At 65.6% G+C, this 16,716-nt stretch carries 10 protein-coding genes; 8 read left to right on the forward strand and 2 right to left on the reverse strand.

Annotation, left to right across the window (positions count from 1 at the left end):
* Positions 1-104: 104 nt before the first annotated feature.
* Complete coding sequence (gene glmS / locus ACETK3_RS00080; RefSeq protein ID WP_236799070.1) at positions 105-1,997, forward strand: glutamine--fructose-6-phosphate transaminase (isomerizing); 1,893 nt, start codon at positions 105-107, stop codon at positions 1,995-1,997.
* 58 nt (positions 1,998-2,055) lie between these two features.
* On the opposite strand, the gene ACETK3_RS00085 is transcribed toward glmS, so the two are convergent.
* On the reverse strand, positions 2,056-2,184 hold the full coding sequence (locus tag ACETK3_RS00085) for a hypothetical protein (RefSeq protein WP_373992316.1): 129 nt from the start codon (positions 2,182-2,184) through the stop codon (positions 2,056-2,058).
* 594 nt (positions 2,185-2,778) lie between these two features.
* Between ACETK3_RS00085 and ACETK3_RS00090 the strand changes: the two genes are divergently transcribed.
* The 7 genes from ACETK3_RS00090 to ACETK3_RS00120 all read left to right on the forward strand — a co-directional run bounded on the left by ACETK3_RS00090 (position 2,779) and on the right by ACETK3_RS00120 (position 13,531).
* Positions 2,779-3,126: a holo-ACP synthase gene (locus ACETK3_RS00090; RefSeq protein ID WP_236799068.1), complete on the forward strand. Its 348-nt coding sequence runs from the start codon at positions 2,779-2,781 to the stop codon at positions 3,124-3,126.
* A gap of 14 nt (positions 3,127-3,140) precedes the next feature.
* A complete protein-coding gene (locus ACETK3_RS00095; RefSeq protein ID WP_373992317.1) occupies positions 3,141-4,724 on the forward strand; it encodes an NAD(P)H-hydrate epimerase in 1,584 nt (527 codons plus the stop codon).
* 69 nt (positions 4,725-4,793) lie between these two features.
* Positions 4,794-7,052 (forward strand): glycogen debranching protein GlgX, encoded by a 2,259-nt coding sequence (gene glgX, locus ACETK3_RS00100; protein WP_236820161.1) that lies wholly within the window; start codon positions 4,794-4,796, stop codon positions 7,050-7,052.
* Complete coding sequence (gene treY / locus ACETK3_RS00105) at positions 7,049-9,376, forward strand: malto-oligosyltrehalose synthase (RefSeq protein ID WP_373992318.1); 2,328 nt, start codon at positions 7,049-7,051, stop codon at positions 9,374-9,376. Before glgX ends, treY begins: the two co-directional genes overlap by 4 nt.
* On the forward strand, positions 9,373-11,142 hold the full coding sequence (gene treZ, locus ACETK3_RS00110; RefSeq protein ID WP_373992319.1) for a malto-oligosyltrehalose trehalohydrolase: 1,770 nt from the start codon (positions 9,373-9,375) through the stop codon (positions 11,140-11,142). Before treY ends, treZ begins: the two co-directional genes overlap by 4 nt.
* Positions 11,143-11,243: 101 nt before the next feature.
* Positions 11,244-12,284, forward strand: a complete 1,041-nt coding sequence (gene mgrA / locus ACETK3_RS00115) for an L-glyceraldehyde 3-phosphate reductase (protein ID WP_236799063.1) — start codon at positions 11,244-11,246, stop codon at positions 12,282-12,284.
* Positions 12,285-12,445: 161 nt separating this feature from the next.
* Complete coding sequence (locus ACETK3_RS00120; protein ID WP_236799062.1) at positions 12,446-13,531, forward strand: inositol-3-phosphate synthase; 1,086 nt, start codon at positions 12,446-12,448, stop codon at positions 13,529-13,531.
* 1,437 nt (positions 13,532-14,968) lie between these two features.
* Here ACETK3_RS00120 and ACETK3_RS00125 read toward each other — a convergent pair.
* The gene (locus ACETK3_RS00125) at positions 14,969-16,645 is read right to left on the reverse strand and encodes a formate--tetrahydrofolate ligase (RefSeq protein WP_373992320.1); all 1,677 of its coding nucleotides are present in this window, start codon (positions 16,643-16,645) and stop codon (positions 14,969-14,971) included.
* Positions 16,646-16,716 lie beyond the last annotated feature (71 nt).

Genomic DNA, 16,716 nt, shown 5'->3' on the forward strand with positions numbered 1-16,716 from the left:
ATCGCGAAATGACGCCCCTGCTCAGCGCGGCGTACGTCACGGACGCCTATTATCGGCGCCTGCCGGTTTAGAGCAACAGGCACGCTGCCGATAGTCTTGAGCCTATGTGTGGAATCGTGGGGTATGTAGGCCGTTCGACTGACGGTGCAATTAATGGTCACAGTGCGTTGGACGTTGTCCTTGAGGGACTGCGCCGCCTGGAGTACCGCGGTTATGACTCTGCCGGTGTGGCTGTGGTGTCCCAGGGGAACATCGAGTCCCGTAAGAAGTCCGGGAAGCTGAGCAACCTGCTTGGTGAGCTGGAGGCCCGGCCGCTGCCGGAGACCCTGACCGGGATCGGGCACACCCGGTGGGCGACGCACGGCGGCCCGACGGACCGTAACGCGCACCCGCACCTGGCTGACGGCGGCAAGCTGGCCGTGATCCACAACGGCATCATCGAAAACTTCGCCGAGCTCAAGCTGGAGCTGCTGGAGAAGGGTGTGGAGTTCCTGTCCGAGACGGACACCGAGGTCGCTGCCGCGCTGCTGGCGGATATCCTGCGCAACCAGTTGGGCGGGGACCCGGCAAATGGTGGCCTGACCAGGGCGATGGAGCTGGCCTGCCAGCGCCTCGAGGGTGCCTTCACCCTGCTGGCCGTGCACGCGGACCAGCCCGACGTCGTGGTGGCCGCCCGCCGCAACTCGCCGCTGGTGGTGGGCCTGGGTGAGGGGGAGAACTTCCTTGGCTCGGACGTGTCAGGGTTCATCGATTACACGCGCCGTGCGGTGGAGCTGGGCCAGGACCAGATCGTGACCATCACCGCCGACAGTGTGGTGATCACCGATTTCTTCGGTAACCCGGCCTCGGGCAAGGAATACCACGTGGACTGGGACCCGGCCTCGGCGGAGAAGGGTGGTTTCTCCTCGTTTATGGAGAAGGAAATCCACGACCAGCCCGATGCCGTGGCGCAGACCCTGCTGGGCCGGTCTGACCTGGAGGGCAAGTTGACCCTGGACGAGCTGCGGATCGATCCTGAACTGCTGAAGCAGGTCAACAAGATCATCGTGCTGGCCTGCGGCACCGCCGCCTATGCGGGCACGGTGGCCAAGTACGCGATCGAGAACTGGTGCCGGATCCCCACGGAGGTGGAGCTGGCGCACGAGTTCCGCTACCGGGACCCGATCTTGGACGAGAACACCCTGGTGGTGTCCATCTCCCAGTCCGGTGAGACCATGGACACCCTGATGGCCGTCCGGTACGCCCGCGAGCAGGGCGCTAAGACCATCTCGATCTGCAACACCAACGGCTCCACCATCCCGCGCGAGTCCGATGCCGTGCTGTACACGCACGCCGGCCCGGAAATCGCGGTGGCCTCAACCAAGGCGTTCCTGGCCCAGATCACCGCCGCGTACCTGCTGGGCCTGTACCTGGCACAGCTGCGCGGGAACATCTTCTCGGGCCAGATCAAGGACGTCCTGGCGGACCTGAACAAGATCCCCGCCAAGATCCAAACCATCCTGGACAACGCCGGACCCCTGCGCGAACTGGCCCGGTCCATGGCGAACGAGAAGTCTGTGCTGTTCCTGGGCCGGCACGTGGGCTACCCCGTGGCCTTGGAAGGTGCGCTGAAGCTCAAGGAGATCGCGTACATCCACGCCGAGGGCTTTGCCGCCGGTGAGCTTAAGCACGGCCCCATCGCCCTGATCGATGAAGGCCAGCCGGTGTTCGTGGTGGTCCCGTCCCCGCGCGGGCGCGAATCACTGCACGCGAAGGTGATCTCCAACATCCAGGAAGTCCGCGCCCGCGGCGCCCGGACGCTGGTCATCGCGGAGGAAGGCGACCAGGCCGTGAAGGCCTACGCCGAGCACGTCTTCTACGTTCCCGAAACCCCCACGCTGCTCATGCCCCTGCTGACCACCGTCCCGCTGCAGATCTTCGCCGCGGAACTCGCCGCAGCCAAGGGCTACGACGTGGACCAGCCGCGCAACCTCGCCAAGAGCGTCACCGTCGAATAAGCGGAATAACGCAGGACAGCTGAACCCCGGGCCCCGCGGCCCGGGGTTTCTGTTTTGCCTAGCGGTTTTTGATGCTGCTTAGCCGGAACTGGATGATCCGTTCCGGGTCGTTCTCTGCCAACTTCAGCACCCGAACCTCAACGTCGTAGCCGTCCAACACTCCGGCTGCGCTGCATGCTGTGTACATTCCGGTGACATTCGCAGGAAGGGGAGACGTTTCACAGTCCCCGTTCACTTTCCCGTCCGGCCCCGCCGCCACGGTTAGTTGGCGGATATCGGCGGGCGCGGGCGGCTGCTGCGTCCTGTACTGGCGCCACATGCTGTCGCAAGGCACAGCGACAGGGACGCAGAAGACGCCGCCGCTGACGTTATCACCATCCGGTTCCCACTCGGCCGACGGGTGAAGCCTGTTGGCGAGGGACACCATCCGGGCCGTTCCCAATACGTACGACGCCTGAAACAGAAGAAGCGGAGCAGCGATGACGGCGAGTGGGATCAGGACTCCTTTGAAAATCCTTCGCCAAGGTCTTCTCCTCCGTGGCGGCTGGGAGCCTCTCGAGTTGTCCATAGGCCATTATCTCCAGCGAGTGGAGAAACTTAACATCTGGGGCCGAGGGGGTGCGTAACTTTTGGTCCGCTCCGGCCACTGAAGGCCCCGGGATGTCAGGGTGCGCTCCGAGCGGCCAGCCCGAAAGTCACGTTTTTCCGCTGATGGCGGACAGCCGGGGCCAGCGGCGTGGACCGGCTCCCCGCAGAGGGGTGCGACCGTAGAATGAACCGCATGATCGTTGGAATCGGGGTAGACGTAGTAGACATCGAGCGGTTCGGCCGCCAGCTGGAACGGACGCCGGGTCTGAAGGACCGCCTGTTCGTACCCGCGGAACGGGAGCTGAACACCCGCTCCCTGGCTGCCCGGTTCGCCGCGAAGGAAGCCGTAGCAAAGGTGCTGGGCGCCCCTGCCGGCATGAACTGGCAGGACTGCTGGATCGGCCTCGACCAGAACGGCCCTACCGTCCAGGTGAAAGGGACGGTCCTGGCGGTAGCCGAGGCCAAGGGCGTGAAGCGCTGGCACCTGTCCATTAGCCACGACGGCGGCATCGCCACGGCCACGGTCCTGGCCGAGGGCTGAGCCGGGCGGCCGCCATGATCAGCGCCTATACCGGAATTCAGGTCCGCGAAGCGGAGGAACCCCTCCTGGCCGACGGACTGGGGGACGTGCTCATGCGGCGCGCCGCGCACGGGCTGGCCAACGCCGTCGTGCATGAACTCAGGGACCGCGGCACCCGCCTGAACGGTGCCCGCGTTGTGGTGGTGGCGGGCAAAGGCAACAACGGCGGGGACGGCCTGTACGCCGCCGCTTTCCTCGCTGCCCGGGGGATGCGGACGACGGCGGTACTCACCGGGGATGCCGCCCACCCGGCCGGCCTCGGGGCGTTTGAGCGTGCCGGCGGCAGGGTGCTCCGGCTCAGCGCAGCGGCACTGCCGGAACTTGCCGACGAAGCCGCTGCGGCCGACGTCGTGATTGATGCCGTCCTGGGGACCGGCGCCCAGGGCGGGTTGCGGGGGAGTGCCGCGGACCTGGTAGAGGCCATCACGGACGCAGACCGCCACGGCCTTGTGGTGGCCTGCGACCTTCCCAGCGGAGTGGACGCCGATACCGGCGAGGCTGCCGGCCCGGTCCTGCCGGCTGATCTGACCGTGACGTTCGGCGGGGCAAAGTCAGGGTTGCTGGCCGATCCCGGCGCAGACTATGCCGGCCGCGTCCGGGTGGTACCGATTGGGATCGAGGAGCACCTGCCCCGTCCTGCCCTGCGCCGCCTCGAGGGCCCCGACCTGGCACGCCTCCTGCCGCACCCGGCCCGGCGCGCCCAGAAGTACTCCCGCGGCGTGCTGGGTGTGGTGGCCGGGTCCGAGGACTTCCCGGGCGCCGCAGTGCTTGCCTGTCGCGGTGCCCTGGCGGCAGGGGTGGGCATGGTCCGGTACCTGGGCCCGCCGTCGGTGGCCGACCTGGTCCGCCAATCCTGCCCCGAGGTTGTCTGCAGCACCGGGACCGTTGCCGAAAACCGGGTCCAGGCCTGGTTGGTGGGCTCCGGCATGGGGCCGCATGACCATGAACAGCTGACCCGGGCCCGGGACGCCATTGCGTCGGACCTTCCGGTCGTGGCCGACGCCGGCGCGCTGCCTGCACTGCCCGCAATCCTGGCCCCGCACGTGGTGCTGACACCGCACGCCGGTGAGCTTGCGTCGCTGTTCCAGCGGCTGGGCCGCGGGGAGGACCGGGAAGCGGTGGAAGCAGGGACGCTCGCTGCGGTCCGCCATGCGGCTGACCGCACTGGCGCCACCGTCCTGCTCAAGGGCGCCACGACTCTTGTCGCCGCCCCTTGGGGCGCTACTTACAGCCAGGCGGACGGGACCCCGTGGCTCGCCACTGCCGGCAGCGGGGACGTGCTGGCCGGCGTCATTGGTGCGCTGCTGGCCCAGGTGGGGTCCGACGTCGTCCGCTTCCGGAAGCTGGGCGTCGAACCGGACGGGCGGTGGGCCGCCATCGCCGCACTTGGCGCTGCCCTGCACGGCCGGGCGGGGAGGGCGGCGTCGGAGGCTGTGTCCGGCGGGCCGATCACCGCAGGCCGCGTTGCGGATGCCCTACCCGAAATTTGGGGTAAAGTCAGCATGCTTAGTAAACATGAAGCTTGGAAACGTAATAGTCACAGCCAACCACTACGGTAGGCATTAGTTCGCACCAGCAGTAGGGGCGCCCTGATGTCCTCTGCTGCTGACCAATAAATGAGGAGCACGATGGAAGTCTGGCCTGGAAATGCCTACCCGCTGGGAGCTACCTTTGACGGCACCGGCACTAACTTTGCCTTGTTCAGCGAACGGGCCGAGCGGGTCGAACTCTGCCTCCTGGCCGATGACCTGACTGAAACCCGGATTGAGCTGACCGAAGTGGACGGCTACGTGTGGCACTGCTACCTGCCCCACATCCAGCCCGGCCAGAAGTACGGCTACCGCGTGCACGGGCCGTACGATCCCGAAAGTGGCAACCGCTTCAACCCCAACAAGCTGCTGATGGACCCCTATGCCAAGGCCATCCAGGGGCAGATCGACTGGGATCCCGCGCTCTTCTCCTACGAGTTCGGCGACCCCGACTCCCGCAACGACGCCGATTCCGCTCCCCACACAATGCACGGTGTTGTCATCAACCCGTTCTTCGAGTGGGACGGCGACCGCCAGCTGAAGATTCCGTACCACCAGTCGGTCATCTACGAAGCACACGTCAAGGGCCTCACCGAACTGCACCCGGAGATCCCCGAAGAGCAGCGCGGAACTTACGCAGGTGTTGCGCACCCCGCCGTGATCGAGCATATGAAGAAGCTCGGCGTCACCGCCATCGAGCTCATGCCTGTCCACCAGTTCGTCAACGACGGCACCCTGGTGGAGAAGGGCCTCAACAACTACTGGGGCTACAACACCATCGGCTTCTTCGCGCCGCAGAACACCTACAGCGCAACGGGCGACGTGGGACACCAGGTCCAGGAATTCAAGGCCATGGTCCGCGACCTGCACCGTGCCGGCATCGAAGTGATCCTCGACGTCGTCTACAACCACACAGCCGAGGGCAACCACCTGGGCCCCACGCTGTCCTTCAAGGGCATCGACAACCAGGCCTACTACCGCCTGGTGGACAACGACTGCAAGCACTACATGGACTACACCGGCACCGGCAACTCGCTGAACGTCCGCCACCCGCACTCCCTGCAGCTGCTCATGGATTCCCTGCGCTACTGGGTCACCGAAATGCACGTGGACGGCTTCCGCTTCGACCTCGCCTCCACCCTGGCCCGTGAGTTCTACGACGTGGACAAGCTCTCCACCTTCTTCGAACTCATTCAGCAGGATCCGGTAGTTTCCCAGGTCAAGCTGATCGCCGAGCCGTGGGACGTCGGTCCCGGCGGCTACCAGGTGGGCAACTTCCCGCCGCAGTGGACGGAATGGAACGGCAAGTTCCGCGACACCGTCCGCGACTTCTGGCGCGGCGAGCCCTCCACCTTGGGCGAGTTCGCATCCCGTCTGACCGGCTCCGCCGATCTCTACGAAAGCTCGGCCCGCCGCCCCGTGGCGTCGATCAACTTCGTCACCGCCCACGACGGCTTCACCATGCGGGACCTGGTGTCCTACAACGAGAAGCACAACGAGGCCAACGGCGAAGGCAACAACGACGGCGAATCGCACAACCGCTCCTGGAACTGCGGCGTGGAAGGCGACACGGATGATGAAACCGTTCTGTCCCTGCGCGCCCGTCAGCAGCGGAACTTCATTGGCACGCTGCTGCTCTCCCAGGGCGTCCCCATGCTGCTGCACGGCGACGAACTCGGCCGCACGCAGCAGGGCAACAACAACACCTACTGCCAGGACTCCGAGCTCAGCTGGATCCATTGGGAAGCCATGGACCAGCCCCTGGTGGAGTTCACCGCCTTCGTCAACAAGCTCCGCCACGACCACCCCACCTTCCGCCGCAGCCGCTTCTTCGACGGCCGCCCGGTCCGCCGTGGCGAGGGCGAAAAGCTGCCGGACATCGTCTGGCTGAAGACCGACGGTACCGAAATGCTGCCCGAGGACTGGGGGAGTGGCTTTGGCCGCACCATCGGCGTTTTCTACAACGGCGACGGCATCCAGGAAAAGGATTCCCGCGGCCGCAGGATCACCGATGACAGCTTCATCATGGCCTTCAACGCCCACGATGACGAAGTGGACTTCTGCCTTCCCGCTGAGGAGTACTCGCAGTACTGGGAGGTGCAGTTCGACACCGCCGCCCAGGCCGACGACTATGAACCCCTCAAGGCCGGTGCCACGCTGAAGCTGCAGGCCAAGTCGATGGTGGTGCTGCGCGCCTACTCGGGCCCGGAGGAAGAGGTCGACTACTCCGCAGCCGCGTCGCTTGCCTCGATGGCCGAGCAGGAGGAAGCACAGGAGGAAATGGTGGAAGCCCAGACCAAAGCCGCGGAAGCAAGCGAGGCAAGGGCAACGGGCGCCGACGAGGAAGCCAAGGCATGAGGACCCCGGTCTCCACTTACCGCTTCCAGATCCGCAGCAGCTTTACCCTGTTCGACGCCGCCGAAAAGGTCCCGTACCTGAAGGACCTCGGCGTCGACTGGGTGTACCTGTCGCCCATCCTCACCGCGGAAAAGGGCTCGGACCACGGCTACGACGTGACCGATCCTTCCGCAGTGGACCCGGACCGCGGCGGCCCGGAAGGCCTGCTGGCCCTGTCCAAGGCCGCCCGCGAACACGGCATGGGCGTCCTGGTGGACATCGTTCCCAACCACGTGGGCGTGGCCACTCCCGTGCAGAACCCCTGGTGGTGGTCCCTGCTCAAGGAGGGCCGCGAGTCGCCCTACGCCGAAGCGTTCGACGTCGACTGGGACCTGGGCGGCGGCAAGGTCCGGCTCCCCATGCTGGGCTCGGACGACGACCTGGACAAGCTGGAGGTCAAGGACGGCGAGCTCCGCTACTACGACCACCGGTTCCCGCTGGCCGAGGGCACGTACAGCGAAGGTGACTCCCCGCAGGACGTGCACAGCCGCCAGCACTACCAGCTGATGGACTGGCGCCGCGCCGACGCCGAGCTGAACTACCGCCGCTTCTTCGCGGTCACCACGCTGGCCGGCATCCGGGTGGAGGTTCCCTCCGTCTTCGAAAAGGCGCATGCCGAGGTGGGCCGCTGGTTCACCGAGGGCCTGGTGGACGGGCTCCGTGTGGACCACCCGGACGGGCTTGCCGATCCCGCCGGCTACCTCCGCTGGCTCAAGGACCTCAGCGGGGGCGCGTACGTCCTAGTGGAAAAGATCCTGGAGCCGGGCGAGGAGTTGCCGCAGGACTTTGCCTGCGAAGGGACCACCGGATACGACGCGCTGGCTGACGTGGACCGGGTCTTCGTTGACCCGGCCGGGCAGCCAGGGCTGGATGCGCTGGACGCTTCCCTCCGGGGTACCTCCGAACCAGCCGACTACGCCGAGATGATCCGCGGCACCAAGCGCATGATCGCCGACGGCATCCTGCGCTCCGAGGTGCTGCGGCTGGCGCGGCTGGTTCCCGAATCCCACGGGCTCAGCGTGGACCAGGCAGCGGATGCCATCGCGGAGATTATTGCGTCCTTCCCGGTGTACCGGTCCTACCTGCCCGCGGGCGCCGACGTCCTCAAGGAGGCGTGCGAATCAGCCGCCGCGCACCGGCCGGACCTGGAAGTGGCAGTGGGGACCCTTCTCCCGCTGCTGCTGGATCCCGCCAACGCCATCGCCATCCGGTTCCAGCAGACCTCCGGCATGGTCATGGCCAAGGGCGTGGAGGACACCGCGTTCTACCGCTACACCCGGCTGGGCACGCTGACCGAAGTGGGTGCTGAACCCACCGAGTTCGCCGTGTCTCCGGAGGAATTCCACCAGCGGATGCAGCGCCGCCAGCAGGAGCTGCCGCTGTCCATGACCACGCTGTCCACGCACGACACCAAACGCAGCGAGGACGCCAGGGCCCGGATCTCGGTTATCGCCGAGCTGCCGGAGGAGTGGGCCGAAACGCTGGCGGAGCTTCGTAAGCTGGCGCCGATCCCGGACGGACCGTACGAGAACCTGCTGTGGCAGGCGATCGTCGGCGCGTGGCCGGCAAGCCGGGAACGGCTGCAGGGCTACGCGGAAAAGGCCGCGCGGGAAGCCGGCAACTCCACCAAGTGGACCGACCCCAACGAGGAGTTTGAATCCAAGGTGAAGGCCGCCGTCGATGCAGTCTTCGACGACGCCAAGGTCGCCAAGGTGGTCACGGACTTCGTGGCCCGGATCGACGCCTTCTCCGCGGCCAACTCGGTCTCCGCCAAGCTGGTCCAGCTGACCATGCCCGGCGTGCCCGACGTCTACCAGGGCAGCGAGTTCTGGGAACGTTCGCTTACGGACCCGGACAACCGCCGGCCCGTGGACTTTGGTGCCCGGCAGGAGGAGCTGGCAAAGCTCGACGCCGGCGAGTTGCCGGACGCAGGCACCGAGGCCAGCAAGCTTCTGGTCACCTCACGGGCACTGCGCCTGCGCCGGGACCGTCCTGAGCTGTTCCAGGGATATGTGCCGGTGGGCGCCACCGGCGCAGCGGCCGGGCACCTGCTCGCGTTCAGCCGCGGGACCGACGCCTCCTCCGGTGCCCTCACGCTGGCCACTCGGCTCCCCGCCGGACTGGAAGCCAGCGGCGGGTGGCGGGACACCGCCGTCGACCTTTCCACTGCCATGCGCGACGAACTCACGGGAGCCAGCTACGGACCCGGCCAGGTTTCGGTCGCGGAGGTGCTGGGTACCTATCCCGTGGCCCTGCTGGCACCTGTGGATGGAGAAAAAGCATGACCCTGGTCAACGTTGGACCCGAACGCTTCGATGTGTGGGCGCCGGACGTTTCGTCGGTGGTACTGGTGGCTGACGGCCGGCAGTACCCCATGCAGCAGAAGGAAACGGCGCCCGGCTCCGAAGGATGGTGGACGGCGCCCGAGGCCCCGGCGGACGGGGACGTGGACTACGGCTACCTGCTGGACGGGGACACCACCCCTGTTCCGGATCCGCGGTCCCGGCGGCTGCCCGCCGGCGTCCACGAGCAGTCCCGGACCTACGATCCGGCCGCCTACGCCTGGCAGGATTCCGGCTGGCGCGGCAAGGACCTGCAGGGAGCCGTCATTTACGAACTCCACGTGGGCACCTTCACGTCCGAAGGAACCCTCGATGCCGCGGTGGAGAAGCTCGGCTACCTGGTGGACCTGGGCATCGACTTCATCGAACTGCTGCCGGTCAACGGTTTCAACGGGACTCACAACTGGGGTTACGACGGCGTCCAGTGGTACACCGTGCATGAAGGCTACGGCGGGCCTGCTGCGTACCAGCGGTTCGTCGACGCCGCCCACGGGGCAGGTCTCGGCGTCATCCAGGACGTGGTGTACAACCACCTGGGGCCCAGCGGCAACTACCTCCCCAAGTTCGGCCCGTACCTGAAGCAGGGCGACGCCAACACCTGGGGTGACTCGGTGAACCTGGACGGACCCGGCTCCGATGTGGTCCGGGAATACATCCTGGACAACGCGGCCCTGTGGCTGCGCGATTACCACGTGGACGGGCTACGGCTCGATGCCGTGCACGCGCTGCGCGATGAGCGTGCCGTGCACATCCTGGAGGACCTGGGGGCCTTGGGCGACGCCATTTCGGCTGAGACCGGACTGCCCAAGACCCTCATCGCGGAATCCGACCTGAACAACCCGCGCCTGATCTACCCCCGCGACATCAACGGGTACGGACTGGCCGGGCAGTGGAGCGATGACTTCCACCATGCGGTGCACGTCAGCGTCAGCGGCGAAACCACCGGTTACTACTCCGACTTCGAATCCCTGGCCGTGCTGGCCAAGGTGCTGAAGGACGGGTTCCTGCACGATGGCAGCTACTCCAGCTTCCGCGGCCGCCACCACGGCCGGCCCATCAACGCCTCGCTGGTGCACCCGGCGGCGCTGGTGGTCTGCAACCAGAACCACGACCAGATCGGCAACCGGGCCACGGGGGACAGGCTTTCGCAGTCCCTGTCCTACGGGCAGCTTGCCGTAGCCGCGGTGCTCACGCTGACCTCTCCGTTCTCGCCCATGCTGTTCATGGGCGAGGAATACGGGGCCACCACGCCGTGGCAGTTCTTCACCTCGCACCCCGAACCGGAGCTAGGAAAGGCCACCGCGGAAGGGCGCATCAAGGAATTCGAGCGCATGGGGTGGGATCCCGCCGTCGTGCCTGACCCGCAGGACCCGGAAACCTTCCGCAGGTCCAAGCTGGACTGGTCCGAGGCTTCCACGGGTGACCATGCGCGGCTGCTGGAGCTGTACCGGTCGCTGACGGCGCTGCGCCGCCAGCATCCGGACCTGGCGGGCCTTGGCTTCGGTGAGACAGAGGTTTCGTTCGACGACGACGCCGGCTGGCTGCGCTTCCGGCGCGGTTCCGTCGAGGTGCTGGTGAACCTGTCGGACGCCAAGGTGCGGCTGGACGATACGGCCGGCGACCTCATCCTGGCCACCGATGAGGGCAACGCGCTGGACGGCGGCTCGGTTGCCCTGGCGCCGTGGAGTGCCGCGATCCTCAAGTCCTGAAGCAGGAGTTACGCCGGGGGCATTCGTCCCCGGCGTAACTTTTCTTCTTAGCGCTAACAACCTCCCGTGTAGCGCGGGTCACAACTGGCAGGATGGAACGTATGACTTATATTGCAGCGGACAACCGCTACGAATCCATGCCCTACCGCCGGGTGGGCCGCAGCGGCCTCAAGCTCCCGGCCATTTCCCTGGGCCTGTGGCACAACTTCGGGGACGACAAGCGCTTCGAGGACCAGCGCGACATCCTCCGGCGCGCCTTCGACCTCGGGGTAAACCACTTCGACCTCGCCAACAACTACGGTCCGCCGGACGGATCGGCCGAGACCAACTTCGGTCGCCATCTCAAGGATGACTTCAAGCCGTACCGCGACGAACTGGTCATCTCCACCAAGGCCGGCTACTACATGTGGCCCGGCCCCTACGGTGAATGGGGTTCCCGCAAATATCTGATCTCCAGCCTGGACCAGTCGCTGCAGCGCATGGGCCTTGACTACGTGGACATCTTCTACAGCCACCGCCCCGACCCCGAGACGCCCATGGAGGAAACCATGGGTGCCCTGGACTACGCCGTCCGCTCGGGCAAGGCGCTCTACGCCGGCATCTCCTCCTACACCCCGGAGCAGACCCTCGAGGCGGCCCGCATCCTCAAGGAACTCGGCACGCCGCTGCTGATCCACCAGCCCAGCTACTCCATGCTCAACCGCTGGACCGAAGACGGATCACCCAACCTTTACGAGGTGCTGGACCAGGTGGGCGCCGGCTCCATCGCCTTCTCGCCCCTGGCGCAGGGGATGCTCACGGACCGCTACCTCCACGGCATTCCTGCCGACTCGCGCGCAGCAAAGGCCCGTTTCCTCTCCGAAGAGTCCATTACGGAGGAGAAACTGGACCGGGTCCGCGGGCTGCGGAAGATCGCCGAAGGCCGCGGACAGACACTGGCCCAGATGGCCATCGCCTGGATCCTGCGTGACCAGCCGAAGGGTTCGCCCGTGACATCTGCGTTGATCGGTGCCTCAAGTGTCCGGCAGCTGGAGGACAGCCTGTCCGCCATCAACAACCTCAGCTTCTCTGACGAGGAACTGACCGCCATCGACGAATTCGCGGTGGAGTCGGACATCAACCTCTGGAAGCAGAACGCCTGACTGAGGTTTATCTTTACGGAGCGGGGCCGGGCGTGACAACGCCCGGCCCCGCTCCTTGGGTAGTATGAAAAGGCGCCGCGTGGCGCCAAGCCAGCCGGCCGCCGTCGTCCATTACTCGGAGGCAAACCAGGCAGGCTGACGTTTGTCCCCAAAGGAGTTCTGTGTCTTCACATCCCATTCGTGTTGCAATCGTTGGCGTGGGTAACTGCGCTGCCTCGCTGGTGCAGGGCGTTCAGTACTACAAGGACGCCGATCCGGCGGATACCGTTCCGGGCCTGATGCATGTTGAGTTTGGCCAGTACCACGTGGGTGATGTTGAGTTTGTCGCCGCGTTTGACGTGGACGGCAAGAAGGTCGGCGTTGACCTTGCCGATGCCATTACTGCCAGTGAGAACAACACCATCAAGATCGCCGACGTTCCCCCCACCGGCGTGACGGTCCAGCGCGGCCACACCCTGGACGGGCTGGGGAAGTACTACCTGGAGACCATCGAGCAGTCCACCGAAGAGCCCGTGGACGTGGTCCAGGCCCTGAAGGACGCCCAGGTGGATGTGATGGTCTGCTACCTGCCCGTCGGTTCACAGCAGGCTGCCGAGTTCTACGCCCAGGCAGCGATCGACGCCGGGGTGGCGTTCGTGAACGCCCTGCCGGTCTTCATTGCCGGGACCAAGGAGTGGGCTGACAAGTTCACCGCCGCCGGCGTGCCCATCGTGGGCGATGACATCAAGAGCCAGATCGGTGCCACCATCACACACCGCGTGATGGCGAAGCTGTTCGAAGACCGTGGTGTGACCCTGGACCGGACGTACCAGCTGAACGTTGGCGGGAACATGGACTTCAAGAACATGCTGGAGCGTGACCGGCTGGAGTCCAAGAAGATTTCCAAGACCCAGGCCGTGACCTCCAACGTTGAGGCCGAGCTGGCCGCCAAGGACGTGCACATCGGCCCGTCCGATTACGTGCAGTGGCTCGATGACCGGAAGTGGGCCTTTGTCCGCCTGGAGGGCCGGAACTTTGGTGACGCCCCCGTGTCGCTGGAGTACAAGCTGGAGGTGTGGGATTCGCCGAACTCTGCCGGTGTGATCATCGATGCGATCCGTGCGGCGAAGATCGGCCTGGACCGTGGCATCGGTGGGCCGCTGCTGTCGGCGTCGAGCTACTTCATGAAGTCCCCGCCGGAGCAGTTCAACGACGACCTCGCCCGCGAAAAGGTCGAAGCCTTCATCCGCGGCGACGTGGAGCGCTAACCCTTTCGTACCCCTTTCAGTCGCTCCCTCACCGGTTCACCGGTGGGGGAGCGTCCTCCGTTAACACGCCCGCTCACTTCTGACACGCCTTCTACTAACCCCCGCTCACTTTTGGCTGGGTTTTCTCCAACCCCCGCTCACGTTGGGTATGTCTTGGCGGGACGCCCTCACGCTAGCTGGACTTGTTCCGGATACTAAACGTGCGGTCTTCTCGCAGGCGCAAAAGGGCCGGAATGAGGTTCAGAGGTGCGGAACGTAGGAGCTGCTGAATCACTCATTGGCGAACCCCGACCTGATTGAGGGATCGACGGTTGAACTACTCAAGGCCCTTTTTATTTTCCTGATGGCAGCCGCAAAATCATCTTCCTGATCGGCCTTGTCGACAATGACGACAGTCCACCCAGCCGCTCCGAAGGCCTTGTCCCTGCGCCGATCACTCAGGCGCTGCGGCTCCAATAGGTGATGGCCGCCGTCGTACTGGATTGCAACTCTCCGTCGTCGAAAGCCGAGGTCAGCAGACGGCGATCGCGCGTCCCCTGGGCGAAGCCCAACCTGCAACTCGGGTTCGGGAAGGCCTGCGTCCAGCATGGACAATCGAAGAAACGTTTCTGGCGCGGAATCAGATCCGACCCGGATCAGGTCCAGCGCTTGCCTGGCACGAACAACGCCCTGAAGATTTGGGTGTCGGGCGACCAAACACCGCAGATCCTCAACGGTTGAGTAGGCGCCCTTCCTGCCCTCAAGTTCTGGGCGGGGTGTCCGGACGAGTTGGTCTCCCATGGCCACCAAGTCGTTCAAAGGCAGCTGCCGTGCCATGTCCAACCAGGTTCGCGCCCTGGTGCTCAGCCAAATTCCCTCGACGAACTCGACCTCACCGGGCTTCACAATGACCCGGTGGCCATGGATTCCCTTTCTCCGCGCTCCGGGAAGGGCAGTGGACTTGCTGAGATGCAGCGCGTTGGAGTCTGAGAGCCATGCGGGCAGAAGAGAACCTCGGATTCTGGCCGCGGTCACGTGCGAAATCCATGCTCCGGGCGTCGCTTCGGAAAGGGCGCGGGCAGCATCCTCCAGGCAGAAGTCCCAGTTGGCAGGACGATAGAGTCCCCGGCTGATGTGCTGAATATCCCTGCCTCGCAAGCGGTTGCGATGCAGTCCGGCATTCCTGGAATTCTCAAGCGTGAAAGGGCTGCTGGCCAATTGCTCGGGTAGGGGCGGGCGGGATCGCATACTGCATTCTCATACAAACAGCTGGAGTCAGTTTGAAGTTATCCACAGGTGCCCAGCACAGGGTAGAACGTGAGCGGGCGTTCCTAAAAGAGCTGCGAAAGGTGAGCGGGCGTTCCTGGAAAAGAAGCAGAAGGTGAGCGGGGGTTTCTGGAAGAGCTGCCAAACGGGAGCGGGGGTTTCTGAAAGGCGCGCCAAAGGTGAGCGGGGGTGCTAGGTGAGGCCAACGGGGTTGCCTTCTGCGTCCACGTCCATCCGCAGGGCGGCCGGGGCCGCGGGGAGGCCCGGCATGGTCATCACGGCCCCGGTCAGGGCGACGATGAAGCCCGCGCCGGTCTTGGGCAGCAGGTCGCGGACGTGGATGGTGAATCCTTTGGGCGCGCCGAGGCGGGAGGCGTCGTCCGTGAACGAGTACTGCGTCTTGGCCATGCAGACCGGCAGGGAGCCCCAGCCGTTCCGCTCGATATCGGCCAACCGCTTCAGCGCCGGAACGGAGAAGTCCACCCCGTCGGCACCGTAGATTTCCTGGGCGATGGTGCGGATCTTGTCCTCCACGGACAGCTCGAGCGGGTACAGATGCCGGAAGCTGCTGGGCGCCTCCACTGCCTGTGCCACCAATGCCGCGAGCTCATCGCCGCCGTCGCCCCCGCCGCCGCGGCCCCACACATCCGCAACGGCTGCCCGTACGCCCTCCGCAGCGCACCACGCCAGCAACCAGTCCAGTTCCTCGGGCGAATCGGACGAGAACTGATTGATGGCCACCACCGGCGTGACCCCGAATTTCTCCACGTTGCGCATGTGCCGGCGCAGGTTGGCCACGCCGGCTTCCAGTGCAGGGATATCCGGCCGGGTCAGCTGGTCCTTGGCCACTCCGCCCTGCATTTTCAGGGCCCGAATGGTAGCTACCACCACGACGGCGGACGGGGCCAGGCCGCCGTACCGCGCCTTGATGTCCATGAACTTCTCCGCCCCCAGGTCCGCCCCGAAGCCGGCCTCGGTGACCACGATGTCCGCCAGGCGCCGGGCGGTCTGCGTGGCGATCAGCGAGTTGCAGCCATGGGCGATGTTCGCAAAAGGGCCGCCATGCACCAGCGCGGGCGTGCCGGCGATGGTCTGCACCAGGTTGGGCTTGACCGCCTCCTTGAGGAGCAGCGTCAAGGCGCCCTCCACGCCTAGGTCGGCCACCGTCACGGGTTTCCGGTCATAGGTGTAACCGAACGTGATGCGCCCCAGACGGGTGCGCAGGTCAGCCAGATCGGTGGCCAGGCAGAAAACCGCCATAACCTCCGAGGCCACGGTGATGTCGAACCCGTCCTGCCGCGGCACGCCCTGGGTCGGCCCGCCCAGACCAATCACCACCTCGCGGAGAGACCGGTCGTTCATGTCGAGCACGCGCTTGAACGTCATCCGGCGCGGATCGATGTTGAGCGCGTTGCCTTGGTAGATGTGGTTGTCCACCAAGGCCATCAGCGCATTATTGGCTGACGTGATCGCGTGGAAGTCCCCGGTGAAATGCAGGTTGATCTCGTCCATGGGCAGCACCTGCGAATATCCCCCTCCGGTGGCGCCGCCTTTCATGCCCAGCACCGGTCCCAGCGATGGCTCCCGGAGCGCGATCATCACCTTGTGCCCGGCCCGGGCCAGGGAATCCGCCAGGCCCACTGTGGTGGTGGACTTGCCCTCGCCCGCCGGGGTGGGTGACATGGCCGAGACCAGCACCACCTTGCCGTGCGGAGCGGGGGCAGCGAGGCGGCCCGGATCGATCTTCGCCTTATACCGCCCGTACATCTCCAGGGCGTCGGCGTTGACCCCCGCGGCAGCTGCAATGTCCCCGATCGGCCGGATCCGGGCAGCACGTGCTATTTCAAGATCAGAAGGAAACTTCGACATCCTTGTCCTTTCCTGCACCGGCCCGCGCCGGAGACCTGCCCCTAAGCTAACAGCAGCGGGGCGAAGGACGA

The sequence above is a fragment of the Arthrobacter sp. E44 genome, assembly GCF_041877125.1.
Lineage (GTDB): Bacteria > Actinomycetota > Actinomycetes > Actinomycetales > Micrococcaceae > Arthrobacter.

What these genes read in the sequence shown, in the direction of transcription:
- ACETK3_RS00090 (WP_236799068.1), top strand. Translation starts at nt 2,779, where the DNA reads ATGATCGTTGGAATCGGGGTAGACGTAGTAGACATCGAGCGGTTCGGC.
- ACETK3_RS00125 (WP_373992320.1), bottom strand. Translation starts at nt 16,645, where the DNA reads ATGTCGAAGTTTCCTTCTGATCTTGAAATAGCACGTGCTGCCCGGATC.
- mgrA (WP_236799063.1), top strand. Translation starts at nt 11,244, where the DNA reads ATGACTTATATTGCAGCGGACAACCGCTACGAATCCATGCCCTACCGC.
- treZ (WP_373992319.1), top strand. Translation starts at nt 9,373, where the DNA reads ATGACCCTGGTCAACGTTGGACCCGAACGCTTCGATGTGTGGGCGCCG.
- ACETK3_RS00085 (WP_373992316.1), bottom strand. Translation starts at nt 2,184, where the DNA reads ATGTACACAGCATGCAGCGCAGCCGGAGTGTTGGACGGCTACGACGTT.
- glgX (WP_236820161.1), top strand. Translation starts at nt 4,794, where the DNA reads ATGGAAGTCTGGCCTGGAAATGCCTACCCGCTGGGAGCTACCTTTGAC.
- ACETK3_RS00095 (WP_373992317.1), top strand. Translation starts at nt 3,141, where the DNA reads ATGATCAGCGCCTATACCGGAATTCAGGTCCGCGAAGCGGAGGAACCC.
- treY (WP_373992318.1), top strand. Translation starts at nt 7,049, where the DNA reads ATGAGGACCCCGGTCTCCACTTACCGCTTCCAGATCCGCAGCAGCTTT.
- glmS (WP_236799070.1), top strand. Translation starts at nt 105, where the DNA reads ATGTGTGGAATCGTGGGGTATGTAGGCCGTTCGACTGACGGTGCAATT.